Annotated in this window: 28 protein-coding genes; 20 read left to right on the forward strand and 8 right to left on the reverse strand. The window is 69.9% G+C overall.

Annotated elements, in window-relative coordinates; genetic code table 11:
* Nucleotides 1-25: 25 nt before the first annotated feature.
* From ASD47_RS12400 to sctU, 4 genes are all read right to left on the reverse strand, one after another.
* Nucleotides 26-784 carry a DUF6683 family protein gene (locus tag ASD47_RS12400; RefSeq protein WP_056756640.1) on the reverse strand — a complete coding sequence of 253 codons (759 nt, stop codon included), beginning with the start codon at nucleotides 782-784 and terminating at the stop codon, nucleotides 26-28.
* Between the two features lie 102 nt (nucleotides 785-886).
* Entirely contained in the window at nucleotides 887-1,525 is a 639-nt protein-coding gene (locus ASD47_RS12405) for a hypothetical protein (RefSeq protein WP_056756643.1), read from the reverse strand.
* A gap of 95 nt (nucleotides 1,526-1,620) precedes the next feature.
* A complete protein-coding gene (fliO, locus tag ASD47_RS26130; protein ID WP_082564596.1) occupies nucleotides 1,621-2,001 on the reverse strand; it encodes a flagellar biosynthetic protein FliO in 381 nt (126 codons plus the stop codon).
* The gene (gene sctU, locus ASD47_RS12415) at nucleotides 1,998-3,170 is read right to left on the reverse strand and encodes a type III secretion system export apparatus subunit SctU (RefSeq protein WP_056756645.1); all 1,173 of its coding nucleotides are present in this window, start codon (nucleotides 3,168-3,170) and stop codon (nucleotides 1,998-2,000) included. Before sctU ends, fliO begins: the two co-directional genes overlap by 4 nt.
* Before the next feature lie 511 nt (nucleotides 3,171-3,681).
* Between sctU and ASD47_RS12420 the strand changes: the two genes are divergently transcribed.
* From ASD47_RS12420 to ASD47_RS12475, 12 genes are read left to right on the forward strand one after another with little or no spacing between them, the layout of a single operon-like run.
* Nucleotides 3,682-4,134, forward strand: a complete 453-nt coding sequence (locus ASD47_RS12420; RefSeq protein WP_056756648.1) for a lytic transglycosylase domain-containing protein — start codon at nucleotides 3,682-3,684, stop codon at nucleotides 4,132-4,134.
* Between the two features lie 21 nt (nucleotides 4,135-4,155).
* Nucleotides 4,156-6,165, forward strand: a complete 2,010-nt coding sequence (locus ASD47_RS12425) for a flagellar biosynthesis protein FlhA (RefSeq protein ID WP_056756650.1) — start codon at nucleotides 4,156-4,158, stop codon at nucleotides 6,163-6,165.
* Nucleotides 6,166-6,178: 13 nt separating this feature from the next.
* Nucleotides 6,179-8,086, forward strand: coding sequence for a type III secretion system outer membrane ring subunit SctC (gene sctC, locus ASD47_RS12430; RefSeq protein ID WP_056756654.1), 1,908 nt, complete (start codon nucleotides 6,179-6,181; stop codon nucleotides 8,084-8,086).
* 5 nt (nucleotides 8,087-8,091) lie between these two features.
* A complete protein-coding gene (locus ASD47_RS12435; protein WP_056756658.1) occupies nucleotides 8,092-9,234 on the forward strand; it encodes a hypothetical protein in 1,143 nt (380 codons plus the stop codon).
* A gap of 25 nt (nucleotides 9,235-9,259) precedes the next feature.
* Nucleotides 9,260-9,565: a hypothetical protein gene (locus ASD47_RS12440; protein WP_035071105.1), complete on the forward strand. Its 306-nt coding sequence runs from the start codon at nucleotides 9,260-9,262 to the stop codon at nucleotides 9,563-9,565.
* A 25-nt stretch (nucleotides 9,566-9,590) separates the two neighbouring features.
* Nucleotides 9,591-9,986: a hypothetical protein gene (locus ASD47_RS12445; protein ID WP_056756661.1), complete on the forward strand. Its 396-nt coding sequence runs from the start codon at nucleotides 9,591-9,593 to the stop codon at nucleotides 9,984-9,986.
* Nucleotides 9,987-9,995: 9 nt separating this feature from the next.
* Entirely contained in the window at nucleotides 9,996-10,736 is a 741-nt protein-coding gene (gene sctJ, locus ASD47_RS12450) for a type III secretion system inner membrane ring lipoprotein SctJ (protein WP_056756664.1), read from the forward strand.
* Nucleotides 10,733-11,323: a hypothetical protein gene (locus tag ASD47_RS12455; protein ID WP_056756667.1), complete on the forward strand. Its 591-nt coding sequence runs from the start codon at nucleotides 10,733-10,735 to the stop codon at nucleotides 11,321-11,323. Before sctJ ends, ASD47_RS12455 begins: the two co-directional genes overlap by 4 nt.
* Nucleotides 11,320-11,916 (forward strand): FliH/SctL family protein, encoded by a 597-nt coding sequence (locus ASD47_RS12460; protein ID WP_056756672.1) that lies wholly within the window; start codon nucleotides 11,320-11,322, stop codon nucleotides 11,914-11,916. The genes ASD47_RS12455 and ASD47_RS12460 overlap by 4 nt, the downstream gene beginning before the upstream one ends.
* The gene (locus ASD47_RS12465; RefSeq protein WP_056756675.1) at nucleotides 11,913-13,226 is read left to right on the forward strand and encodes a FliI/YscN family ATPase; all 1,314 of its coding nucleotides are present in this window, start codon (nucleotides 11,913-11,915) and stop codon (nucleotides 13,224-13,226) included. Before ASD47_RS12460 ends, ASD47_RS12465 begins: the two co-directional genes overlap by 4 nt.
* Nucleotides 13,223-13,702 carry a hypothetical protein gene (locus tag ASD47_RS12470; protein ID WP_056756679.1) on the forward strand — a complete coding sequence of 160 codons (480 nt, stop codon included), beginning with the start codon at nucleotides 13,223-13,225 and terminating at the stop codon, nucleotides 13,700-13,702. The genes ASD47_RS12465 and ASD47_RS12470 overlap by 4 nt, the downstream gene beginning before the upstream one ends.
* On the forward strand, nucleotides 13,699-14,358 hold the full coding sequence (locus tag ASD47_RS12475) for a hypothetical protein (protein ID WP_056756681.1): 660 nt from the start codon (nucleotides 13,699-13,701) through the stop codon (nucleotides 14,356-14,358). Before ASD47_RS12470 ends, ASD47_RS12475 begins: the two co-directional genes overlap by 4 nt.
* A 5-nt stretch (nucleotides 14,359-14,363) precedes the next feature.
* Here the strand turns inward: ASD47_RS12475 and ASD47_RS12480 are convergent, their stop codons facing one another.
* Entirely contained in the window at nucleotides 14,364-15,023 is a 660-nt protein-coding gene (locus ASD47_RS12480) for a hypothetical protein (RefSeq protein ID WP_056756684.1), read from the reverse strand.
* An 18-nt stretch (nucleotides 15,024-15,041) separates the two neighbouring features.
* Entirely contained in the window at nucleotides 15,042-15,272 is a 231-nt protein-coding gene (locus ASD47_RS12485) for a hypothetical protein (RefSeq protein WP_056756688.1), read from the reverse strand.
* A 92-nt stretch (nucleotides 15,273-15,364) separates the two neighbouring features.
* Between ASD47_RS12485 and ASD47_RS12490 the strand changes: the two genes are divergently transcribed.
* From ASD47_RS12490 to ASD47_RS12520, 7 genes are all read left to right on the forward strand, one after another.
* On the forward strand, nucleotides 15,365-16,441 hold the full coding sequence (locus ASD47_RS12490; RefSeq protein ID WP_056756690.1) for a sensor histidine kinase: 1,077 nt from the start codon (nucleotides 15,365-15,367) through the stop codon (nucleotides 16,439-16,441).
* Nucleotides 16,438-17,094, forward strand: coding sequence for a response regulator transcription factor (locus ASD47_RS12495; protein WP_056756691.1), 657 nt, complete (start codon nucleotides 16,438-16,440; stop codon nucleotides 17,092-17,094). Before ASD47_RS12490 ends, ASD47_RS12495 begins: the two co-directional genes overlap by 4 nt.
* A complete protein-coding gene (locus ASD47_RS12500; protein WP_056756693.1) occupies nucleotides 17,091-18,086 on the forward strand; it encodes a FliM/FliN family flagellar motor switch protein in 996 nt (331 codons plus the stop codon). The genes ASD47_RS12495 and ASD47_RS12500 overlap by 4 nt, the downstream gene beginning before the upstream one ends.
* Before the next feature lie 6 nt (nucleotides 18,087-18,092).
* Nucleotides 18,093-18,755 carry a type III secretion system export apparatus subunit SctR gene (gene sctR, locus ASD47_RS12505; protein ID WP_056756705.1) on the forward strand — a complete coding sequence of 221 codons (663 nt, stop codon included), beginning with the start codon at nucleotides 18,093-18,095 and terminating at the stop codon, nucleotides 18,753-18,755.
* Between the two features lie 10 nt (nucleotides 18,756-18,765).
* Complete coding sequence (sctS, locus tag ASD47_RS12510) at nucleotides 18,766-19,038, forward strand: type III secretion system export apparatus subunit SctS (protein ID WP_056756707.1); 273 nt, start codon at nucleotides 18,766-18,768, stop codon at nucleotides 19,036-19,038.
* Nucleotides 19,038-19,847, forward strand: coding sequence for a type III secretion system export apparatus subunit SctT (sctT, locus tag ASD47_RS12515; protein ID WP_056756711.1), 810 nt, complete (start codon nucleotides 19,038-19,040; stop codon nucleotides 19,845-19,847). The genes sctS and sctT overlap by 1 nt, the downstream gene beginning before the upstream one ends.
* A 118-nt stretch (nucleotides 19,848-19,965) precedes the next feature.
* Entirely contained in the window at nucleotides 19,966-20,781 is an 816-nt protein-coding gene (locus ASD47_RS12520) for a DUF1521 domain-containing protein (protein ID WP_056756714.1), read from the forward strand.
* 93 nt (nucleotides 20,782-20,874) lie between these two features.
* Here the strand turns inward: ASD47_RS12520 and ASD47_RS12525 are convergent, their stop codons facing one another.
* A complete protein-coding gene (locus tag ASD47_RS12525) occupies nucleotides 20,875-21,363 on the reverse strand; it encodes a hypothetical protein (protein WP_056756715.1) in 489 nt (162 codons plus the stop codon).
* A 29-nt stretch (nucleotides 21,364-21,392) separates the two neighbouring features.
* A complete protein-coding gene (locus tag ASD47_RS12530; RefSeq protein WP_056756724.1) occupies nucleotides 21,393-22,937 on the reverse strand; it encodes a hypothetical protein in 1,545 nt (514 codons plus the stop codon).
* A gap of 249 nt (nucleotides 22,938-23,186) precedes the next feature.
* On the opposite strand from ASD47_RS12530, the gene ASD47_RS12535 reads away from it, so the two are divergent.
* Nucleotides 23,187-25,157 carry a PAS domain-containing sensor histidine kinase gene (locus ASD47_RS12535; RefSeq protein ID WP_056756781.1) on the forward strand — a complete coding sequence of 657 codons (1,971 nt, stop codon included), beginning with the start codon at nucleotides 23,187-23,189 and terminating at the stop codon, nucleotides 25,155-25,157.
* Nucleotides 25,158-25,169: the final 12 nt, after the last annotated feature.

Genomic DNA, 25,169 nt, shown 5'->3' on the forward strand with positions numbered 1-25,169 from the left:
ATTGAGGTTTTCCCCAGCGGGCGCTTCAGCGCGCGAAGCCGGCCGGGGTCAGCTTCAACTGGCGCAGGTCGATGTTCATCTCGCTACGGAATCGCGCCACCGCCGCGTCTGAAAGCCGCCGGCTCAGGCTCTTGTCGCCCTTGGCCGTGGCGTCCGAAAAGGCCGAGCCCTGGGCGACGAAATTGTACATGAAAACCTCCGCCATCTCCTGCTTGGCGTTGTCATCGAGACGCGCGAACTGCGGGTTGGAGCCGAGCGCTCTATAGACCTGGCCCCGGACAGCCTGGACCTGGGTGCGGTCGGTGAAGGGCACGTTGTTGGCGATCTGCCAGTTCTGCACCCAGTAGGCGGCCATCGCGTCGGCCACGTCGCCGCGGCGCAGGCCATCGACCGAGACGTGCTTTTCCCAGGCGCCCAGCAGGTCATTCTGCTGGACCGCTTGGCGCAGGCGAGGGCCGTTGGCGGGGTCGGTCTTGGCTACGAAGTCGGCGAACTGGCCCTTGACCCGGGTGGTGACCGCCGGCGAGGCGCGGTAGCGGGTGTTGACCGACACGGCCTGCCGCGACGCCGACAGCCCGGCGGCGGCGCTGGCGGAGCCGCGACGCGTGCTGGTCCCGCCGCCGCGCGCGGTGTTGCCCAGCACGTTGTTCATCTGGCCGACGGCCATCATGGACGAGCCGAAGTCGATGTACTGGCTGCCGATACTGGGGAAATCCTGTGCCGCGGCGGGAAGGCCCACGGCCAGCACAATGGCGCTGAGGGCGGGAACAAGGCAGCGTTTCATCCGGCTTTTCTCCAGTTTTTTCCAACCCTGACGTGCAATATTGACAACAAAACGACAGGCAGTCCAAGGACCGCCTGTCTTTCTGTACTGTGAAGCTTAAGCTTAACCCTTGCGGGCCAGGGCAGAGCCGGCTTCGCCGATGGACTTGATCGAGTTGTTCAGCGCCTGGCTGACCATGTTCATTTCCTGGCCCAAAGCCTGGATCTCGGCGGTCAGCTGGCCATACTTCGAGTCCTTGGAGTCCAGACCGCCCAGCTGATCGGTCTTGGCCTTCATCTGACCCATCTTGTTGTCCATGACCTTGCCCAGGGCCTTGGCCAGGGCGACCAGGAAGCTGTCGCCCTTGGTCGACTTGGCTTCGCCGCCGTCGCGGACCTGGTCGAGGATCGAACGGGTCCAGCTTTGGGCCACGTCCTCGGCGGTGCGCTGCAGGTCACCCTGCTGCTGCGGGTTCAGGTTGAAGGCGTCGCCCGCGTTCTGCACGGCCTCCGTCAGGCTCTGGGCCGCGCCGCCCGGATTGCCGCTGGCGGCCTGGAACACGCCTTGCGCCATGTCGATCACGCCTTGCGGCAGGCCCAGTTGCTGGCCGACCTGCTGGATCACCTGACTGGCGACCGAGCTGATGATCTGCTGGAAGATCGACTGGAAGGCCAGCGAGGTGCCGCCCGTCAGGGCCGCGAGGGCGACGGTGCTGAACAGGCTGCCGACGTTGAGACCGCCGCCGCTGAAGATACCGGACATGATTGGGACTCCGCGATGTGAATCTGGCGCCTTGGGTCTGCCTGGCGCTCATCGCCGTGACCTGGCGATAGAAGACAACCATTCCGCGCCGTCCGTCAGAAGTCGGGGCGTTCCCTAGCTAGGGTTTTCCCTATCAGCTGGCGCATCGCCATGGAGGGTTGGGCCGCGCGCCGACGGGCCAGCTCGGCGGCGGTCGCTTCGGCCGCCAGTTCCTCGGCCGTGCGGGTCCGCCGGTCCAGGACGGTGATCTGACCGGCCGTGACCCCCAGCAGGAACACCTCGTCGCGATAGGCCACCAGGGTCAGACGCTCGCGCTGGCCCACCGGCAAGGCGCGCAGGTAGCGGATCTGGTCGTCGCTGGGCGCGCCGGCCTGCAGGCGCTTGAGCAGCTTGAGGGAGAAGAACGCCAGGCCCAGCACGATGGCCAGGGCGACGGCGACGGTCAGCAGTTCGAGCAGCGCGCTGGCGAGGTTCACGTAGGCTCCTGATCAGGCCGGAAGCCGCCCTCCGGCGGCGGCGGGAAGGTGGGGCCCGAAGCGGCGTCGTCCGGGCCGGAACGCGCCTCGCCGGGCGAAGGTTCAGTCGCCGCCTCCTCGCGCAGGCGGCGGGCCCAGAGGATGACCTCGGCGACGGCGGCGAACAGGTCCTGCGGGATGATGTCGTCGACGGCGACCTTGTCGCGCAGGGCTCTCGCCAGCTCGACATTGCGGATGATCGGCACGCCGCCGGCCTCGGCCGCCTCGCGCATGGCCTGGGCGATCAGCCCCTCGCCCTTGCCCAGCAGCACCGGCACGGCGTGTTCGGCCGGATCGTAGGCCAGGGCGCAGGCGATGTGGGTGGGGTTGACCACCAGCACCGAGGCGTCGCGCGCCGCCTGCACCGCGTTCTGCTGCGCCCACTCCTGGTGCAGTTGGCGGCGATGGGCCTTCACGTGCGGGTCGCCCTCGGAATCCTTCATCTCCTGGCGGATGTCGCGCCGGCTCATCCGCATCTTCTTGGTGAACGAGAACTTCTGGTAGGCGAAGTCCAGCATCGACACGAACAGGAACACCCCCACCGTGCCGGCCAGGAGTTGGAACGTCAGTCCGCCATAGGCGGCCAGCGCGCCGTCGGCCTCGCCGGTCGGGACGGCCATCAGCTTGTCGAAGGCGGCCGCGGCGACGATCCAGGTCAGCACCACCAGCAGCAAGGTCTTGGCCAGCGACTTGACCACCTCGAACAGGTTGTCGGTGTTGAACATCCGCTTGAACCCCTCGCCGGGGTTCATGTGCGACATCTTCGGGCTCATCTTTTCCAGCGTGAAGACCGGCCCGACCTGGGCGAACTCGGCCAGCATGCCGAAGATCGCGATGGGCAGCAGCAGCATCGCCGTGATGGACACGAAAGCCTTTCCCGCGGCGGCCCTGGCGATCGGCCAAACTTCGGCGAATGGGCGGTCCATGACGGCGAAGATCTCGTCGAACAGCCCGCCCAGCCGGTCCAGCGTGACGCCGGCCACCATCAGCCCCAGCAGCAGCCAAGCCCCCAGGACCGCCGTCGAGGTGACGTCCTTGCTCTTGGGGACATCGCCTTTCTTGCGGGCGTCGGACAGCCGCTTGGGTGTCGGTTTTTCGGTCTTGTCACCGCCGTCATTCTTCTCAGCCATAGCGTGTGCTCATGAAGAAACGCCGGTCCTTGACCGTTGATCGGCCTATGAATTTAACGAGTTCATATCCAAATGGGGCAGAAAGATGACAACCTTAGCCATAGATGATGGAGAGCTTAAGCTTGGATTATCTGGCCATTATATCAGTATACCGCGCTTAAAAATTGTCATGAATGCGCAGTTGACAGGTCAGACAGCCTAAAGTTAACCTTTAATTCGTTGGGAGAACAGACGGGGCGCTACACGAGGGGACCAATATATGCGCAAGTTCTGCGTAGCGCCGACTATTGCCTGTTTAATATTGATTTCATCAGGCCCAGCACTTGCTTATGAATGCGAGACCGCGGACGGGCTGAAATTCAGCTCGACCCAGGCGCTCAACGAGAAGTTTTCCTTGGCGCTGGCCGATTGCAGGGTTGAAACTCAACCAACGGCGGCATCCGAACAGCTCAGGCTCTATGATGCGCCCATCACAGCGACGGCCGTGATCTCTGCGGGCCGGATGGCGCCGATGCCGACCGTGGTCGCCTCGCGAGGGCTGGCGGGAACCGCGCTCTACGCCAGCCAGACCGCCGCGGTGGCCCGCGACTACGACATCGACCCGGACCTGCTGCGCGCCGTCATGCACGTGGAATCGCGAGGCAACGCCGCCGCGGTCTCGCCCAGGGGCGCGCGCGGCTTGATGCAGATCATGCCCGCCACCGCGCGGCGCTTCGGGGTCCGCGAGCCGCTGGTTGAGCTCAGCGACCCGATGATCAACATCCGCACCGGCGCCGCCTATCTGAAGAACCTGCAGCACCGCTTCGGCAACAATCTGGAGCTGGTGCTGGCGGCCTATAACGCCGGCGAGGGCGCGGTCATCAAATACGGCCTGAAGACCCCGCCCTATCGCGAGACCCAAGGCTACGTAACCAGCGTCATGGGCCACTACCGCACCCTCGTCTCGGCGCGCGGCAGCCAGTAGGCGGGACGAAGGGCCGAAGCGATGAGCGTCGAATCCTACCTCAAGCGCCTGCAGCGCCGTCCCGACCAGGGCCTGGTCGCGCGGTTCAGCGACCTGTTCCTGGTCGCCGGCGTCGTGGCCATCGTCGGGTTGATGATCCTGCCCCTGCCGGCCCTGGCGCTGGACACCCTGGTGGCCGTCAACATCTGCTTTGGCGTGATGCTGCTGCTGGTGGCGATCTACATCTCGACCATCGTCGAGTTCTCGGTCTTTCCCAGCCTGCTGCTGATCACCACCCTGTATCGGCTGGCCCTGTCGATCGCCACCACGCGGATGATCCTGATCGAGGGCCACGCCGGGCACATCATCGACACCTTCGGCACCCTGGTGGCCGGCGGCAACCTGGTGGTCGGGCTGGTGGTGTTCCTGATCATCACCGTCGTGCAGTTCATCGTCATCGCCAAGGGCGCCGAGCGGGTCGCCGAGGTGGCCGCCCGGTTCAGCCTGGACGCCATGCCCGGCAAGCAGCTGTCGATCGACAGCGACCTGCGCTCGGGCATGATCGACAAGGACGAGGCCAAGCGTCGCCGCCGCGTCCTGGAGATGGAAAGCAAGCTGCACGGCAGCCTCGACGGGGCGATGAAGTTCGTGAAGGGCGACGCCATCGCCAGCATCATCATCGTGGTGATCAACCTGCTGGGCGGCCTGGCCATCGGCATGATCCAGCAGGGGCTGGAGTTCGGCGCGGCGATCCACAAGTACTCGATCCTGACCATCGGCGACGGCATGGTCACCCAGATCCCGGCCCTGCTGGGCGCCATGGCCGCCGGCCTGATCGTCACCCGCACCACCGACGAGGACAGCGACAGCCATCTGGGCGACGCCGTGCGCCGGCAGTTCGCGGCCAAGCCCCGCGTGTTCCTGGTGTCGGGCGGCATCTGCTGGCTGATGGCCTTGATTCCGGGCTTCCCGGCCCCGGTGTTCCTGCTGCTGGGCGGGGTGGGCCTGGTCACCGGCGCCCTGCTGGACGTCGACCTGCGATCCAGGCTGACCAAGCGGTTCCTGCCCGGCCGCATCCTGGCCGACGAGACTAAGGCCCCGCCGGTCGCCGCCCAGACGCGAACCCTGGACGCCCAGCCCATAGTGCCCCTGCTGCTGGAACTGGACGGCGACGGCGTGCGCCGCCACGAGGGCGCGGTCCTGGCCCGGGCGCTGGAGGAGGTGCTCGAGAGCTTCGAGGTCCGGCTCGGCGTCGCCCTGCCCCGCGCCTCGTTCCACTACGGCGATCCCGCCGGTCCGGCCCGCTGGCGGCTGCTGGCCTTCGAGGCTCCGATCGGCGCGGGCCAGCTGGCGGACCCGTCGGATCTGGCCGCCCTGCAGGAGGCCGTACGTCAGGCCCTGCGCCGCAACACTGGCCTGTTCGTCGGCATCCAGGAGGCCAGCACCCTGCTGAACCGGGCCGGCGCCGACTATCCCGAGGTGGTCAAGGAAGCCGCCCGCGCCCTGCCCCTGGCCCGCATCGCCGAGGTCCTGCGCCGCCTGGCCGAGGAAGAGGTCCCGCTGCGGAACCTGCGCGACATCCTGGAATCCCTGGCCGACGCCGGCCAGCGCGAGAAGGATCCGTTCGCCCTGACCGAGTTCGCGCGGGTCGCCCTGCGCCGCCAGATCAGCCACCGCTACGCGCCCGACGGCGCCCTGCGTGCGGTCGTGCTGGAGCCGCCGCTGGAACAGCACCTGCGCGAGGCCATCCGCACCGGCGGCGGCGCCCAGCAGCTGGCGCTGGATCCGGAGATGTCGCGCCGGATCACCGACGCCATCCTGGCCAAGGTGGACGACACCCAGGCGCCGGTCCTGCTGGCCGCCATCGACCTGCGCCGGCATGTGCGCAAGCTGATCGAGCCCCCCCGCTTCGACCTGGGCGTGCTGTCGTTCCACGAACTGCTGCCTACCCTGAAGCTCGAGATCGCCGGTCGCGTCGCCTTCCCGCGCGAGCCGCTGACCGTCGTGCCGAACGATCCTGAACCGCCCCAAACCGCGCCGGCGGCGGCCTGAACCTGGAGACGGAATGCGCCTACGACCGGACTACGCCACCGCTTCCCGCTGTTCCTGGCGAAAGACCTTGCTCGCCGCCGGCCTCGGCGCCGCCCTGCTGATGCCGCCGCTCGCCGCCGTCGCCGGTGAGGTTCCCCTGGGCGCGCGCACGGTGGACCTGACGGCGCGCGAACAGCCGATCAGCCAGTTCCTGCAGAACTTCTACAGCCAGGTCGGCGTGCCGGTGGTGATCTCGTCCTCGGTGGCTGGCACGATCAACGGCGTCTTCAAGGGTCCGGCCGCCAAGATCGACGCCGACGTCTCCAAGGCCTTCGACCTGGTGACCTATTACGACGGCGGCGCGGCCTATGTGTACACCGCCTCGCAGCTATCCAGCCGCAGCTTCCCGATCTCGGCGTCGGCGTCGCGGCGGGTGGACCGGGCGGCCCGGCAACTGGGCATGCTGGACAGCCGCAACACCCTGCGCGCCACCGGCGACATGCTGCTGGCGTCGGGCGCGCCGCGCTTCCTGCAGCAGATCGACGAGTTGGCCCGCGGCGGGGTCCAGGCCGAGGCGGCTTCGCCGACCCTGCAGTACCGGGTGTTCTACCTGCGCTACGGCTGGGCCGACGACGTGAACCTGACGGTGGGCTCCAAGCAGGTGACCATTCCCGGCGTCGCCTCGATCGTGCGGTCGCTGGTCAATTCCGATCCCAACGAACGCGCCGGGGCCAGCGCCCGCAGCGAGAACCTGGTCCCGGCCGCCGTCCAGGGCCTGCGCGGCCAGGGCCTGGCCACCCTGGGCACGCCCAATCCGGCGGGCCCGGGCTACGCCAACGACCAGGGCACGCTGGGCATGCCCCTGGCCAACGAGCAGACCGGCGTCTACTCGCCGCAGAACCCGGTCCGGATCCAGGCGGATTCGCGCCTCAACGCCGTCATCGTCCGCGACGTGGCCGAGCGGATGTCGGCCTATGAGGAACTGGTCCGCGCCCTCGACGTCGAGCCGCAGCTTCTGGAGATCGAGGCGGCGATCATCGACATCGACACCACCAAGGCCCGCGACCTGGGCGTGAACTGGCGGTTCGACGACGGCAACGGCGGCGTCCAGTTCGGCCGCGGCCCCAACGCCCCGGCCGGCCTGGAAGACAGCAACCTGGTCCGCGGCAATACCTCGCCCAAGTCGGCCGCCGGCCTGGTGGCCTCGACCATCATCGGCAACGGCGACTACTTCTCGGCGCGGCTGAACGCCCTGGAGACCGAGGGCGTGGCCCGGGTGGTCTCGCGTCCGCAGATTGTCACCCTGTCGAACGTCGAGGCGGTGTTCCAGAACACGCGCGACTTCTATGTCCGCCTGGCCGGCGAGCGCGACGTGGACCTGTTCAACGTCAGCAGCGGCACCACCCTGCGAGTCACGCCGCACGTCACGCGCGACAACAACCAGACCCGGATCCGCATGCTGGTCAGCATTGAGGACGGGGCCCTGACCAACGCCAGCGTCGACAACATCCCGGTGGTCAGGCGCTCGGCCTTGAACACCCAGGCCCTGATCGTCGAAGGCCAGAGCCTTCTGCTGGGCGGCATGACCGTACAGTCCGACACCAACGACTCCACCAAGATCCCGGTGCTGGGCAGCATTCCGGGCCTGGGGAACCTGTTCAAGGTGCAGTCGCGCAGCAGCGGCCGCGTCGAGCGGATGTTCCTGATCACGCCGCGCCTGGCCTCGATCGGCGCGGCGCGGTCCACCACCCAGGCGGGCCTGCGCTACGACGCCCCGGCGTCGGGCTTCGAGAACGCTCCCCTGCCTTCGGCCCCGCCCCTGCCCGTCGACCGCAAGAAGCCGCCCCGCGCGGCCAGGACCAGTCGCGCGACCCAGCCTCCCGCCCCACCGCCGGCGCCGCCCGCCAGCGGCACGATGCAACCCATCCCCAACCCGAGTTAGGCGCCATGTTCGACACAGCCCTCGAAACCTCCTCGGAAACCCTCGTCCTCAAGGTGCTGGCCGGTCGCGTGCGGGGCGCCTCAGCTCCGCTCGGCGATGGCGAGCCGGTGGATCTTGGCCACGGCTTCGACGCCGACATCGTGCTGCGCGATCCCAGCGCCAAGGGGATCCGCGCGCGGCTGACGGCGCGAGAGGACGCCGCCGACCTGGAGATCCTGGAAGGCCGCGCCGAGATGCTCGGCCACGTCCTGGCCGCGCCATCCCGGGCCGTGCTGCCGTTCTACGTGCCGCTGCTGATCGGCGACAACGCCGTCGCCATCGGCCTGGAGGACAGTCCTCGCTGGGCCGAGGCCGAGCGGCTGCTGACCACCGCCCCGCCCAGCGCGGCCCACGAGGTCGCCGATGTCGACCACGATTATGGCGAGACGGTCGCCCGCCGGCTGTTCGACCGCGCCGTGGCTGTCGTGCGCGGCACGCCGCACCTGGTGCCTGGCCTGGTGTTCGGCGCCGCCCTGGCCTGCGTGACCTACGCCGCCGCCAACGCCCCGATCTGGGGCGGCCCGCACGCCAGCGCCAGTCAGGTCCATGCCCTGCTGCGCGAGGAAGGCTACGGCGCCCTGGCGGTCAAGCCGGGCGAAGGCGACAAGCTGGTGATCGCCGGGGTGCTGAACCGCGAGGCCGACAAGGACCGGCTGCGCCAGATCGTCGACGCCCGCGAGGTGCCGGCCCGTATCGAGGTGCAGACCAGCGAGTCCCTGGCCCAGAACGTCGAGGACGTGTTCATGGCCAACGGCCTTGCCGCCACCGCCCGGCCCAACGGCTTGGCGCGGGTGCAGGTGCAGGTCACCGGCGCCGCCGAAGAGGTCGCCAAGGTGGAGAAGGTGGCGCTGGCCGACGTCCGCGGCCTGCGCGGCCTGGACATCTCGCGCGTCGACGGCGGCGGCGACCGCTTCGGCAAGGTGTTCGACGAAGGTCCCGGCAAACGGGTGGTGTCGGTGGTCGGCGGCGACGCCGGCTACGTCGCGACCGCCGACGGGGCCCGCTACTTCGCCGGATCCATGCTGCCGACGGGCGACCGCATCGTCGCCGTCGAAAGCCAGGCGGTCACCGTCGAGAAGGGCGGCGCCCAGACCAAGCTGATGTTCTGAAATCAACCCGAGAAGGAGAACAACCATGGCCGACGAAATCCAGGGGTTTGGCAACCTCTCCCTGGCCTCCACGCTCCAGGGCACGAACAACAAGAACCGTCCCGGCACCTGGTTCGAGGCCATGGCCCACGCCTGGGGTCAGACGCTTGACGCCCAGGCGGTCAAGATCACCGAACTGGCCGACCAGATCGGCCCTGGCGGCGAGGACAAGCCCTCGGTCATGGCCATGCTCACGGCCGAGAGCCTGCGCATGAACTTCATGGCCAATTCTGAATCCACCTCGGTCGACAGCGTCGGCCGGGCCCTCGAAACCATGGCCCGCAAGAACTAGCGGTCCTCCAGTCGAAAGAGACGTCATGTCCTTCGATCCCGTTTCGGCGGCGGCCCTGGTCGCCCCGCAGGAAGCCCAGGTCACCCAGGTCGGCTACGGCGCGACCATGACCGACGCGGTCCAGTTCCAGAACGCCCTGCACGTGGCCGGGGCCCAAGCCCCGTCGGGGCTTGGCGGCCCCGAAGCCCTGGCCCCGGCCATGAAGGGCATCTTCAACCAGCTGGAATTCGTCAACGGCCAGGCCTCGAACCTGGCGGCCCACGCCAAGGCGGCCGAGGCCAAGGGCGCGGCGATCACGCCCGGCGAGATGATCGGCCTGACCGTCCAGTGCCACGAGTTCATGTTCAACTGCCAGCTGACCTCGAACATCGCCAACCGCACGTCCGATGGCCTGCAGCAGCTGTTCCGGCAGCAAGCCTAGGAGGCGAACATGCGCAGGAGCCTCCTGGCCGTCCTGGCCGCCACATCCCTGCTCCTCTCGGCCTGCGCCGAGAAGGAGCTCTACGGCGACCTCTCCGAACGCGAGGCCAACGAGATGGTCGCCGTGCTGCAGAACGCCGGCGTCTCGGCCGCCAAGAGCACCAAGGACGGCAAGGTCTGGACCCTGAAGACCCGACCCGAGCAGTTCTCGTCCGCCGTGGCCGTGCTGCACGACCAGGGCTATCCCCGCGACAAGTTCGAGAGCCTGGGCGACGTCTTCAAGAAGGAGGGCTTCGTCTCCTCGCCGATGGAGCAGCGGGCCCGGCTGATGTACGGCCTCAGCCAGGAGCTGAGCCAGACCATCTCGTCGATCGATGGCGTGGTCCAGGCCCGGGTCCACATCGCCGTGCCCGAGGCCGATCCGCTGGCCGAGACCCAGAAACCGTCCTCGGCCTCGGTGTTCATCCGCCACAATCCTGACGTCGATCTGTCGGGGCAGGTGGGGTCGATCAAGGCGCTGGTCACCAATTCGATCGAGGGCCTGCCCTACGACAAGGTGACGGTGGTGATGTTCCCGGCCCGGCCGGTGATGACCCAGGCCCAGCCCTCGGCCGTCAAGTCCCTGACCGTGCCCGCCATCGCCGTGGTGCTGGCCGTGGGCGGGGTGGCCGCCTACCTACTGACCCGCCGTCCGAAGAAGAAGCCCCGGCCCCGCCTGCGCGCGGTCGAGACCGAGAGGCCGGCGGCATGAGCGGCGCGGACGCCCGAGCCCGGATCGTCGCCCGGGCGCGCGTGCTCGACGCCGCCGGCGCGCCGGCCGGCCTCGCGGTCGACCTGGGCGCCCGGGCGCGGCGCCTGTCGCGCCGGCTGGCCGAGCGCGCGGGGCGCGGCTGCGCCCCCGCCGTGGATTTCGCCGACATCGCCGCCCTGCCCGACTGGGCGTCCTGGCCAACCGAGCGCCGCGACCTGTTCGTCCACCTGGCCGGCGCCATGGCTTGCGCCCCGGCTCTGCGCCGCACGATCGACGGCCGCGTGCTGGCCCGCCTCGCGCGCCGACTGGGCGAGGCGACGCTGGACGCGGTGCTGGCCACGCCGGCCGGCCTGATCCCGCCCTCGCCCTGCGACACGGCCCTGGCCAGCGACGCCGGCCTGCGGGACCTGGGCGCGGCGGTGCTGCTCTCCGAACTCGCGGACCGCCCAGCCCTGTCGGTCCGCCTGGCCCACCTGCTGGACGCCCAGCCCTGGCCGTTGCCGGCCGCCGTCGGCCAGGCCGCCCTGCATGCGGCGCGCGGAAGCCTGCTGGCGCTCGAGGCCGGCGCCATGGAGGCCGCCGCATGAGCTATCTGCTGCTCGCCTCCGCCCCCTCCGCGGCCCTGCTGACCGACGATCCGATCCTGCGCCGCGAAGACGTCGCCCGTCTGACCCAGGCCGCCGAGATCGTCGCCAGTCTGGAAGACCACCGCCAAGCCGCCCGCGACGCCGCGGTCGCCGAGGGTTTCGCCCACGGTCGCACCGAGGGCGCCGCCAAGGCCGCTCGCGAGACCGCCGAGACCCTGGCCGGCGTGCACAACGCCTTGCAGGCCGAACGGGCTCGCCTGCGCGCCTCGTCCGCCGCCCTGGCCCTGGATATCGTCCGTCGCATCGCCGCCGGCCTCGCGCCCGAGGACGTGTTGGCCGCCCTGGCCGAGCAGGCCGCGCGCGACCTGCTGCCGGAAGAGCCGATCGGCGTCCGCGTCGCCCCCGAGGCGGTCGGCGCCGTAAGCCGTCGCCTGTGGCCGATCGGGGCGCGGATCGAGGTGCACGGCCACCCCGACCTGGCGGCCGGAGACTGCGTGCTCGACACCCCGTCGGGCCGCACCCACGCCGGGCTCGAAGTCCAGTTGAAGGCGCTGGAGTCGGTGTTCGCCGCCCGCGACGAGGCCGCCGCATGAACGCGCCCGACGCCATCCTGCGCGACGCCCTGCGCCACGCCCGCACCGTCGAGCGACGCGGCCGGGTGGTCCAGGCTTTCGGCACCACGATCCGCGCCACGGGCCTGAACGCCCGCATCGGCCAGGAGTGCGAGATCGTCGACCGCGCCAGCGGCGGCCGCGTGAAGGCCCAGGTGGTCGGGTTCCAGGACGGCGCGGCCATCCTGACGCCCCTGACTCGACTGGAGGGCCTGTCGATCGACGCCGAGGTGCTGGCCGGCTCGCGCCGCAGCGAGATCGGGGTCGGCGACGGCCTGCTGGGCCGAGTGCTGGACGCCCATGGCGAGCCGCTGGACGGCCTGGGCCCGATCGCCGGCCCGCTGCGTCCGCAGGCGGTCTATGGCGAGGCGCCCAATCCCCTGGCGCGCTCGCCGATCGACAGCGTGTTCGCCACCGGCGTGCGCAGCGTCGACACGATGCTGACCACCGGCGAGGGGCAAAGGGTCGGGGTGTTCGCCATGGCCGGCGGCGGCAAGTCGACCCTGCTGGGCATGTTCGCCCGTCACGCCCAGGCTGACGTCAACGTCATCGCCCTGATCGGCGAACGCGGGCGGGAGGTGCGCGAGTTCCTTGACGACTGCCTGGGTCCCGAGGGTCTGGCGCGCTCGGTGGTGATCGTCTCGACCTCCGATCGACCCGCCATGGAGCGGGTGCGCGCCGCCCATGTGGCCACCGCCATCGCCGAGGGCTTCCGGGCTCGGGGCCTGAAGGTCATGCTGCAGATGGACAGCGTCACCCGCTTCGCCCGCGCTCTGCGCGAGATCGGCCTGTCGGTGGGCGAGCCGGCGGTGCGCCGGGGCTTCCCGCCGTCGGTCTTCGCCGAACTGCCGCGCCTGTTCGAACGGGCGGGCGCGGCCGAGGGCGGCGCGATCACCGCCTTCTACACCGTGCTGGTCGAGGATGAGGACGGCGGCGACCCGGTCGGCGAGGAGGTCCGGTCGATCCTGGACGGCCACATCTACCTGTCGCGCAAGCTGGGCCAGGCCGGCCACTATCCGGCGATCGACATCGCCGCCAGCCTCAGCCGGGTCTTCCCGCGCGTGGCCTCGGCCGAGCACCAGGCCCAGGCCGCCAGTGTGCGCGGCTGGATGGCCAAGTACGCCGACATCGAGTTCCTGCTGCAGATCGGCGAGTACAAGGCCGGCGGCGATCCGCTGGCCGATGTCGCCATCGCCAGGCGGCCGGCGATCGAGGCGCTGCTGCGCCAGAGCCCGCACGAGCGCATCGCCCTGGCCGACGCCCTGGCGACCCTGGCCGAGACCGTCGCATGAACCCGCGCCGTCAGCTGGACATCCTGACTCCCGTCGTCCGGCTGCGTGAGCGGCGGGTCGAGGTCGCGCGCCTGGAAGCGGTCGCGGCCCGTGACGCCCTGGCGACCGCCGAGGCGGCCCTGGCCGTCCGCGACCGCGCCATCGCCGCCCACGACGCGGCCCTGGCCCGCCTGGACGCCTGGTTCGCTGAAGGCCTGTCCGGCTCCGCCGCCATGGTCGAGACCGCCCTGGCCCGCCGCGAGATGGTGGTCGAGGCCCGGGCACGCGACCTGGATCTGCGCGAACACGAAAGCGTCGCCGTCCATAGGACGCAAGAGACCCTGGACGCCGCCCTGCGCGTGCTGGTGCGCGCCCAGGGCCGGTTCGAGGCGATGAGCGGCCAGCGCGACCGCGCCCGCTCGGCGCTGCTGGCCCGGCGCGACGAGCGCCAGCAGCAGGAGATCGAGGAACTGCCCGCCCGGAGGGCCACGCGATGACCACCACCCGCGACGTCTCGACCGCCGAGCGCCCGACCACGCCCCAACCGCGACCGACCAGCGAGCCCGCCACGCCCTGGCGCGACGGCGAGTTTCACGCCGCCTTGCAACAGGCGGCCGAGCGTCATGCGCCGCTGGCCCGTCAGCCGTACCGCGCGGAACGCGAGGACGAGGATCGCACCGAGGACGGCGCCGACCTGGCCGCCCTGTTCGGTCCAGCCCACGACTTCAAGGGCGCCGATGCGGCCACGACCGACAAGGCCCCCGTCGACGGGGTCGGCACGCCCGGCGCGGCGGCCCATGGCGCGGCGGAGCCTGTCGTCATCCAGCTCCCGGCCGGGGCCACGAGCGCGGAGATCGAGGCTTTCGCCGCGGCCATGGAGAAGGCCTGGCTGGCGGCCGGGGGCAATGCGTCGAAGGGCGTGGCCATGGGCTTGGCCGATCGCGGCTCGCCGCTGACGGGCCTGGGCCTGGCGCGCGGCGCGGACGGGTCGCTGTCGCTGACCCTCGCCGCCCATCCCAACGCCACGCCCGAGGTGACCAAGGCGCTGGAGGCCCTGCGCAAGCGCCTGGAGGTGCGAGGCCTGACCCTGGCCGACCTGCAGGTCGAGGCGGACGATGGCGACTTCGAGCGCCTGATCCCGAAGGTGCGCTGATGGGCTCAGCGGAGCGGAAAACCCCAGCGCGCGACACCCTGGTCGGCCTCGGCCGCCCGGGCCACGGCGCGCGCCACTTCGGCGGGGGCGTCGCCGGCGGCCCAGCGTTCGGCCAGGGTCTCGATCAGGCGGCGGGTCTGGGCGTTGTGCAGTCCCTCGGTCGGGTCGCTGGCGTCGGTGCGCAGCTTGTCAACATAGAGCGCCGCGGCGCGGGGCGAGGCCGAGATCAGGTCGACCAGATAGGTCGCGGCCGTCTCGAAGGCCTCGCCGCCCAGGGCCTCGTCGCTGACGTCGCGCACCAGCCATACGCAGAGGAATTCCAGGGGCCCGACATTGCGGCTGTTGGTGCGCAGCGGGCCGCCCAGCCCCAATCCCGCAAAGCCGCCCGCGCCCCAGGCCGGCAGGCGGGTCGAGGGCAGGCGCGCGGTCATCAGGGCCTGGGCCAGGGCGTCGGCGACCAGGACCTTGACCTCGTGGTCGCCGAAATGGTCGACGGCGGCCAGCAGCTTGGCGAATCCGGGATACAGCGCCTCGCCCAGGTCCAGGCACACGCGCTCCAGCACGTCGACCCGGCCGTCGAGGGTGGGTTGCCCTTGCAGGCCCTCGACCAGGGCCTGGGCGGCGCCGAACCAGTCCGGCTCGGCCTTGAGGATGCGTTCGGCCATGACGCCGGGACGCTAGCCTCAGCCGAAGCCGTTGTCGCGGGTGTCGGTGAGCCGATCGCTGACCGCGCGGGCCGCACTGTCGAGATCACGATGGGCGGAGGACAGGCTCAGGGCGCCTTCCTGCCGCGAGAAGGCCGAGAAATCGCCGAACGCCTGGCCCTGACGGCCGGCGACGGACGGCGAGGCGCTGTCCAGGCCCCGGGCCCAGACGCCGGAGACGGCGTTGGCGTCGATGCGGATGGTGGACATGGCGGACTCCTTCGCACCCTGGATACGGCTGAGAACGCGCCGACGCCATTCGGGTTTTCCCTAGTGAGACCGCCTGTCGCAGGGGGCCGGTCATGAGGGCGCTGCGTCTGCATGCGCCGGACCTGGATCCGGCCGAGGCCGCCTTCGCCGCCCTGGACCTCGCGGTCGGGGCGTTCGAGGGCGCGCCGCCGCGCCTGGTCTGGCGCACCGACGCCTTCGCCCGGCTGATGCCGGGGGCCTCGCCCGGCGACATCGCGCCGCCCGCCCTGGACGCCGCGTTGGCGGCGGCCGAGCGCGGCGAGACCGGCTCCCTTCCGCTGGAGGGCGGCGAAGCGGTGCTGGAGGTCCGCCCGGGCCGCAGCGCCGATGGGCGGCTTTACCTGAAGCTCTCCGACGCCGCCGAGCGCCAGGAGGCCGAGGCGCGGCGGCTGGCCGATCGCGAGCGCCTGCTGTTGACCTCGCGGGTGATGTCGGTCGGCGAGATGGCGACCATGATCGCCCACGAGCTGAACCAGCCGATCGGCTCGATCGCCAACATCGTGCGCGGGCTGAAGGCGCGGCTGTCGCGCGACGCCCTGACCGTGGCCGACGGCGTCGAGGCCCTGGACAAGGCCGCCGACCAGGCGTTGTACGCCTCCGGCGTGATCCAGCGCATGCGCTCGTTCGTCGAGCAGCGCCAGCCGCAGGTCGAGCCCCTGGACCTGCCGCGCCTGGCCCGGGCCACCCTTGACCTGCTGGATTGGGAAATCGCCCGCGACCGCGTCTCGGCCCAGACGGTGTTCGACGACGACCTGCCGCCGGTGCTGGGCGACGCGGTGATGATCCAGCAGGTGCTGGTCAACCTGGCCCGCAACGGCCTGGACGCCATGCGAAGCGAGCCCCAGCCCCGCCGCCTGGCCATTGCCGGCCGTCGCCTGGAGGGCTCGACGCGGATGGTCGAGCTGACCGTGGCCGACACCGGCCCCGGCGTTTCGGAAGAGGCGGCCGGCCGGATGTTCTCGCCGTTCTTCTCGACCAAGCCCGGCGGCATGGGCGTGGGGCTGGGGATCTGCCGCTCGATCATCGAGCTGCATCGCGGTCGCCTCTGGCACACCCGCGAAGGTCAGGGATCGGGGGGAAGCGTGTTCCACATCGCGCTGCCGACGGCGCGCCAGGAGGATGAACCATGACTTCCGTCCAAGACGCCGCCGGTTCGCGTCCGGAGACGCCCCGCAGCCTCGGCGCGGTCTGCCTGGTCGACGACCACGGCGAGTTCCGCCAGTCGGCCGCCTGGTGGCTGGAAAGCCTGGGCTATGCGGTGACGACCTATGACGACCCGCAGGCCTTCCTCGACGCCGGCGACCCGCCGCCCGACGCCTGCCTGCTGTTCGACGTGCGGATGCCGACCATGTCCGGGCTGGAGCTGCTGGACGCGGTCAAGGCGCGCGGCTGCGAGCGGCCGGTGATCTTCATGACCGGCCATGCCGACGTGCCGCTGGCGGTGGAGGCGATGAAGAAGGGCGCGATCACCTTCCTGGAGAAGCCCTTCCAGGAGGCGGCGCTGGAGGAGGCCCTCGGCCTGGCCTTCGCCCGTCTGCGCCCCGCGACCACGCCGGGCCAGGACCTCTACGCCCGCCGGCTGGCCAGCCTGACCGAACGCGAGCGCGAGGTGATGGCCCTGGTCGTCGCCGGGCGGGTCAACAAGATCATCGCCTACGAGCTGGGCATCAGCCCCAAGACCGTCGAGCTGCACCGCTCGCGGATCATGGCCAAGATGGAGGCGGCCAGCCTGACCGAGCTGGTCCGCATGGCCATCACCGGCACGACGGACAGCGACGCATGACCGACGTGCTCGACGCCGAACCGATGGTTCTTGATCTGGAGCGCTTCGACTCCGCGCAGGTCGCCGCCCGCAACCGGGCCCTGGCGGTGATGTCCGCCCTCCCCGTCCCCGGCCTGCGTGTCGGCGCAAGCCTGGTCGAGCCGCCGCCGGGTCCGTGGATCGTGTTCGGATCGGAAGCCGAGGCGCCGCGCCTGGCGATCCTGGTCCTGGACGGCGCTCCCTTCGCGCCAGCGGACGACGCCGCCCTGCTGGTGGCCCTGGATCGCCTGGAGCCGGTGCTGGCGGCCATCGAGACGGTGACGGGCCTTAGTCTCGACCCCACCGACATCTCCAGACGGCCTTCGGAGGCGGGAATCGCCATCGCCCTGGACGTCGCGCGGGAGGCCGAGACGGCGACGAGCCGCGTGGTCCTGCACATCCCCGCCGACGCGCCCGCCACTTGGCCGGCCCCGGCGATCGACCTTTCCAGCGACGGCGCCCACCTGGCCGTGCCGATCGCCGGGACACTGGTTCTGGACGCCGCCGTCGTCTCCGCCGCCCGTGTCGCCGCCTTGAGGGCCGGTGACATCGTGCTGGCCGGCTGGGGCCCTCGTCGAGCGGGCGACGCCCGCCTGACCCTGCCCGACCGCCGACTGATCGGACGCTTCGACCCGGCCGACCGCCGCTTCACCGTCATCGCCCTGGAGGAGAGCGCCATGACCGCGCCACCCCTGGACGCCCTCGTCCAACCGGCCGAGGCCGCCGTTCCCGACACCTCCCCCGTCGCGCCCGCCGACCTGCCCGTGAGCCTCCGGGTGATGCTGGGCGAGGCCAGCCTGCCCCTGTCGGAGCTGACCGGCCTGCGCCCCGGCTCGACCGTGGTTCTGGGCGGCTCGGCCCGTGACGCCACGGCCGTGCTGCTGGCCGGCGACCACCCTATCGCCACCGGAAAACTGGTGGCCGTGGGCGAGGCCTACGGCGTGCTGATCGAACAGTTGGCGAAGGGAGCCTGACCCCGGATGGACCTGTCGTCGTTCACCCCCGGCTCGGCCCTGATCACCGTCATCCTGCTGGCCCTTGCGCCGTTCGTGGCGGTGATGGTCACCTCGTTCACCAAGATCGTCGTCACCCTCAGCCTGCTGCGCAACGCCCTGGGCCTGCAGCAGGTGCCGCCCAACATCGTGCTCAATGGCCTGGCCCTGATCCTGACCCTGTACGTGATGTACCCGGTCGGCCAGCAGATGGCCGCCGCCAACCAGGACGTCAAACCCGTCGCCGCCGTCAGCAGCGACACCCAGGCGCTGTTCACCTACGCCGACAAGGCCAAGGAGCCGCTGCGCGCCTTCCTGATGAAGCATTCGACGCCGCGCGAGCGAGCCTTCTTCCTGAAGACCGCCCAGCGCATCAACGGCCCGGACAAGGCCCGCGCCATGACCCAGCGCGACTTCATCGTGGTGGTGCCGGCCTTCACCGTCTCGGAGTTGGCGGCCGCCTTCCAGATCGGCTTCCTGATCTTCCTGCCCTTCCTGATCATCGACCTGGTGGTCTCCAACATCCTGCTGGCCATGGGCATGATGATGCTGTCGCCTACGACGGTGTCCCTGCCCTTCAAGCTGCTGCTGTTCGTGCTGATCGACGGCTGGGTGAAACTCGCCCACGGCCTGGTCCTGTCCTACACGTGAGGAGCCTCCGATGATGAACGCCCAGGCCATCGAGCTGGTGAACCAGGCGCTGTGGATGGTGCTGATGCTGTCAGCCCCGCCGATCGTCGCCGCCTCGGTGGTCGGGGTGGCCGTGGCCATCATCCAGTCGGCCACCCAGTTGCAGGAGCAGACCCTGCAGTACGCCGCCAAGTTCTTCGCCATCGTGCTGACGATCTTCCTGACGGCCAGCCTGCTGGGCGGCACGCTCTACCGGTTCGGCGACCGGGTGTTCACCGAGTTCCCGGCCATGGTCCGCCGCTGATGCCGGAGACGGCGCCGGACTGGCTGGGCGCGATCTTCGCCAATACCCTGGTGCTGGCCGTGGGGGCGACGCGGATCGCCGCGGCCTTCATGCTCCTGCCCCTGCTGTCGCCGGAGACCGTGCCGGCGCTCGTGCGCAACTCGATCTTCCTGGCCTTCGGGGTGATCGTCATCACCCTGCAGCCGCAGATCGCCCACAGCGACCTGCCGACCGTCCAGTGGATCCTGATCTTCGGCAAGGAGGCGCTGATCGGGGTGGTCATCGGCTTCTTCTTCGGCACCATGCTGTGGGCCTTCGAGGCGGCGGGCCAAATCATCGACGCCAAGGTCGGGGCGACCATCGCCCAGGTCGTCGATCCCCTGAGCGGCCACCAGACCTCGCTGAACGGCGAGTTCCTGGCGCGGCTGGCCAATTTCGTCTTCATGTTTTCCGGCGGGCTGCTGCTGCTGGTCGGCACGGTCCTGGACAGCTATGCGGTCTGGCCGATCGGCAGCCTGACGCCCGTGTTGTCCTTGCGCAGTCTGTCGCTATTCGAGGGCGAGTTCTCGCGTTTGATGGTGCTGGCGGTGATGCTGGCCACGCCCGCCCTGGCCATCCTCTACCTGGTCGACGGCGGCCTGGGGCTGATCAACCGCTACGCCCCGCAGCTGAACGTCTTCTCGCTCGGCCTGGCCATTAAGTCGTGGATCGCCACGGCGGTGGTGCTGGCCATGCTGACCGGCCTGGTCCAGTTGCTGCTGAACGAGATCGGCGCGCGGCCCTCGACCATCCTGCAGGTGCTGCGGGCGATGTCGGGACAGGCGCACTAACCGTCACTAGGGAATACCCTGATGGGGTACGCCCCAGCTAGCGGCCCCGTCGCGTCCGGCGCCAACTGTCGATCGAGGCCGCAGGACGCGGCCGGCACGATTGGACAGGGGTTGAAGGATGACCAGCATCAACACGGCCTTGGCGAGCGCCGTGAACGCCAGCTTGCTGACGGAGATCGGGGCCGCGATGGGCCAGGGACTGCGGACGTTCGGGGCCATGCAGTTCACGCTCGGCCTGATGGCCGGCGGGGCCTTCCAGGCCGCGCCCAGCCAGCCGAAGTTCACCGCCGCCATGCCCGAAAGCGGCAAGGCCGAGATCGACCTGGGCGACGGCAACACCCTGTCGATCAACGAGGCCAGCTCGGAGGTCGTCATCCGCGACGCCGACGGCAACGCCACGCGCATCTGGGGCGATCCCCACGTCAGCTACAATGGCAAGCAGGTCGGAGACTTCTGGGGCACGACCACCTTCGTGCTCGAGAACGGCACGAAGATCACGATCAACACCGAAACCTCCAAGTGGAACAACATGACCTACGCCGAGCAGATCGTGGTCACGCGCGGCGACCAGGCCTTGGTGATCGACGGGGTCAGCGAGCAGACCAAGGGCGACCTGAAGGTCTCGCTGGGCGGTAGCGGCCATGCGCTCGACGCGGCCCATGACGACGGCCTGGTGATCAAGGAGAACGACGGCGCCGGCAGCGGCTGGACCAGCTCGATCACCGGCGCCGCCGTCGGCCAAGCCGACTTCAACCTAACCAAGCCGGGCGCCGAGGGCCTGCGCGAGGCTCTGGAAGCCTTCAATTCCACCCTCGGTCTGATGCTGACCGGCTGGCTGCTGGGCAATCTGGTCAAGGGCGACATCGACGTCGCCGCGACCGTGGCGGCGAAGCCCTTCGCGGCCCTGCCGCTGGTGAACGCGGCCCGGTTCTGAACCCTCGCCGAGACCGCGTTGGATCCCGGATCCGCTCGCGCGGGTCCGGGATTTTTCATGCCTGAAGAAAGGTTCGCCTGATCGCGGCGCTATCTAGTCCGCGTTGGTGCGCACCACGACCGGCAGGCCCGCCGGCGGAACGGCGAGGGCGGGACCTGGCTCGACTCCGGCGACCATGAACCGACGGGGCCCGGCCTTGTAGCCGAACGACCAGTACTGCCCGGCCAGGGCGCGCGCCGGCGGCGTCGATGAAGGATCGGGAAGCCAGCCGCCTTCGGCCGCGGCCTTCCGGTAATAGGCGGCGATCGCCTCGCGCCCCAGCCCGACGGGCGCACGATAGACCTTGGTGCTGACGTTCGGGGCGCGCCAGATCTGCGGCTCGGCGGCCAGCCCCGTTTCGAGCACGCGATCATAGTCGCCGGCCGAGGCCTGGCTCAGAGGCAAGGTGCGGGCGTCGACGAACTGCGCCGGCGGCGCGGGGGTTCGCGCAGCCGGCGCCTGGCCGCACGCGGCCAGGCCAAGGGTCGTGGCGAGAGCCGCGCCCAGCAAGGACGCGGCAAAGGGGGTCGTCGGTCGCGTCATCAGGCCTCGACGTCGGCGGTGCGCCGGCGTCAGGGCTTGGCCTGACGCACAACGGTGTCCAGGGCGGTGTTGTAGGCGCTCTTGGAATTGCTGCCCACCGCCTCCTCGCCTGTTTTGGAGTTGGTCGGAACGGCCATCAGGTCCAGCGCCTTGCCGGCGGCCGAGGGATCGTCCTGGATCGCCTTGAGCGCGGCGTTGGTGCCGATGCTCACCCATTCCTTGGCCACCGCCGCGGCCGCCCCGACGCCCTTGCCGCCCCAGCCCGCCTTGTCGACGATCGTCAGGCCGCTCTTGAGAACGGCGGTCAGCAGTTCGGCCTGTTCCTTGCGGTCGGTGGTGATCGAGGCGGCGGCCGCCTGCACCCCGCCGACATAGTGGCCCAAGGCCGTGGCGTTCTCGTAGCGATCGACCTTGTCGCCATTGGGCAGGGTGACCTTCTCGGTCGCCTCGAACCGGTTGATCGGATTCTCGTTCTTGGTCCCGCCCACCTGCAGCTGCTGCATCATGTCGGCCAGGGGCTCGGTCTGCTTGTCGTTGAGCATCTGCTTGGCGTAGGTGGCGAAGGCCGTGCCGTCGCGAGTCTCGATGTTGAGCGACAGCTCGCGCATCACGCCCGATACGTCGCTCTTGAGCACCGTGGTCAGGCCCTCGGCCATGGTCCGCGTCGCCGCGTCGCGGTCCATGACGCTGACGCCCAGCAGCAGGTTCTGCTGCGGGACATCCTTCAGCACCGCCGAGCCTTCGGCGAACAGCTTGGCCTTGAAATCGGCGTCGGTCGATTGAGCGCCCGCTTCCAGGATCGCCTTGTAGGTGGAAGTGTCCAGCGAGGTGCTGTTGCTGTGCGCCGCGCCGCCCATCGAAACGGTCGTGGTGTCGATCTCTTCGCGATGAATGGACGCCGACAGCACGCCGCGCAGCTGGTCGGGGCTGAGAGCCTTGAACGCCTGCTCGGCGACGGCGGGATTGCCCTTGAGGCTGGCCAGCACCTGGCCGACCGCGGCGGCCTCGGCGTCGCCGTGGCTGGTCACGCGGATCGAGCCGCCCAGGGTGAACGGGCTGGTGGTGTCGGCGGCGTGGTCCAGGGTCGAGCCGGCCTGGGCCTTGACGTAATCCAGCTTGGCGTCGGGGGTGGCGTGGGTGGCGATGGCCTTGCCCAGGGCCTCGACGTCGGCCTTGCCATGATAGTCGCCGCCCGCCTTGGCGAAGGCGTCGGACAGCGACTTCAGCTCGGTCCCGCCCAGGTCCTTGGCCATCTCGGTGAAGAAGTCGCGCTTCTCGTCGGCCGACAGGCCGCCCAGGCCAAAGCTCTTGCCGTCGTTGATCTCGGAGGCCAGCTTGTCCAGCCCGCCGTCCTTGGCCAGTTCGCTGATCGCCGCCTTGGCGTTGGTCGCGTCCAGTCCCTTCAGGGCGCCGACGGCGTTCTTCACGTCGCCGTTGGTGATCGGATTGAAGAAGCCGCTTTCCATCGCCTTGTGGACGGTGTTGACCGCGTCCTTCGCGGGCTCGAGCGAGGGCGGCGGAGGCGGCGGAGGCGGGGCCTGGCGGACCGTGGTCGAGGATGTGGCGTCGAGCATGGCGAAACTCCCTGACTGGCCGCCGACCTCGGCGACGCCGGGACTTTCGGCGCGGACGGCCGCAGCCGCCAGCTAGGGAATTCCCTAGTCCCGGCGATCAGACCTGGGCTCCCGCGCGCCCTTCAGGTTGCGCGTGATCCCGGAGCGCGCGATGGTCGGCGGGCGCGTGATATCGCCGCCCTACGGAACCTCATGGGCGGACGCGGGGTTCCACTTCCAACGCCAGCGCTTCCAGGTATGCCTGACTTCATGCTTTCCCGTCGTTTGACCGACCTGGCTCAGGCCGACCGCTTCCAGCTGTTGGTCAGCGCGGTCAAGGACTACGCGATCTATCTGCTCGACAGCGAGGGGCGCGTCGCGACGTGGAACATCGGCGCCCAGCTGTTCAAGGGCTATACCGCCGACGAGATCGTCGGCCGGCATTTCTCGACCTTCTACACCGACGAGGACCGTGCGGCGGGACTGCCGGAGCGGGCCTTGCATACCGCGGCGACCAACGGCCGGTTCGAATCCGAAGGCTGGCGCGTGCGCAAGGACGGCACGCGCTTCTGGACGCACGTGGTGATCGATCCGGTGATCGAAGACGGCGAGGTGATCGGCTACGCCAAGATCACCCGCGATGTCTCCGAGCAGCGCGCGGCCGACCGGGCGCTGTACGAAAGCGAGCAGCGCTTTCGGCTCCTGGTGCAGGGCGTCAAGGACTACGCCATCTACATGCTCGATCCAGAGGGCAACATCACCAACTGGAACGCCGGCGCCGAGGCCATCAAGGGCTACGCCGCCGACGAGATCATCGGCCGACACTTTTCGCTGTTCTATACGCCGGAGGATCGTGAGGCCGGCGCGCCGGCCAGGGCCCTGGCCACGGCGCTCCGCGAGGGCAAGTTCTCTGGCGAGGCCCAGCGCGTCCGCAAGAACGGCGAACGGTTCTGGGCCAGCGTCCTGATCGATCCGATCCACGACGAGACCGGCAAGTTGCTGGGTTTCGCGAAGGTGACCCGCGACATTAGCGAAAAACGCCGCGCCGAGGAGGAGTTGGAGCGCTCGCGCGAAGCCCTGGTCCAGGCCCAGAAGATGGAAGCGATCGGGCGGCTGACCGGTGGTGTCGCGCACGACTTCAACAACCTGCTGACGGTGATCCGCGCCTCGGCCGACTTCCTGCGGCGGCCGAACGTGCCCGAGGAGAAGCGGACGCGTTATGTGGAGGCGATCGCCGAGACCGCCGAGCGGGCCGCGACCTTGACCGGGCAGCTTCTGGCCTTCGCCCGCCGCCAGCCGCTCCAGCCCGAGGTCTTCGACGTCTGCACCCGCCTGAGGGGCCTGCATCGGATCATCGGCAGCATGATCGGCTCGTCGGTGACCATCCAGAACGACCTGCCCGAGACCGAACACCTCGTCGAGGCCGACCCCACCCAGTTCGACACCGCGATCCTCAACATGGTCATCAACGCCCGGGACGCGATGCCGCGCGGCGGGACGATCCGGATCGGCGCGAGGATCGTCGGCGGCGTCCCGGCCGTCCGAGGCCACGCCGCCGCCAACGGGGCCTTCGTCGCCGTCGACATCTCCGACGACGGCACGGGCATGTCGCCCGAGACGCTCCAGAAAATCTTCGAGCCGTTCTTCACCACCAAGCCGGTGGACAAGGGCACGGGCCTGGGCCTCAGCCAGGTCTACGGCTTCGCCAAGCAGTCACGGGGCGAAATCGACGTCGCCAGCCAGTTGGATGTCGGCACGACCTTCACCCTCTACCTGCCCAGCGCCGCCGGACAGGTCACGACCGTCCCGGCCTCCGCCGCCCAGTTGGCGGACGTCTCGAACATCCCGCGCCGCCGGGTCCTGCTGGTCGAGGACAACGAGGGCGTCGGCAAGTTCGCGGCCGGTCTCCTCAAGGAGCTGGGCCAGGCGGTCACCTGGGTGGGCGACGGGCAGGCCGCGCTCAAGGCGCTGAACAACGACGCCGAGGGCTTCGACCTGGTGTTCACCGACGTGGTCATGCCCGGGATCAACGGGCTGGAGTTGGCCCAGTTGATCCAGCAGCAGCGCCCCGGCCTGCAGATCGTGCTGACCAGCGGCTACAGCCATGTGATCGCCGAACAGGGCGCCCAGGGCTTCCCGCTGGTGCGCAAGCCCTATTCGATCGACGGCCTGCTGGCGATCCTGGCCTCGGGGCGAGACGAGAGCCAGGGTTTGGCGAAAAGACAAGTGGTCGAACGCTAGGCCCGTCTTCCT

This window comes from Caulobacter sp. Root1472 (genome assembly GCF_001426985.1).
Taxonomy (GTDB): Bacteria; Pseudomonadota; Alphaproteobacteria; order Caulobacterales; family Caulobacteraceae; genus Caulobacter; species Caulobacter rhizosphaerae.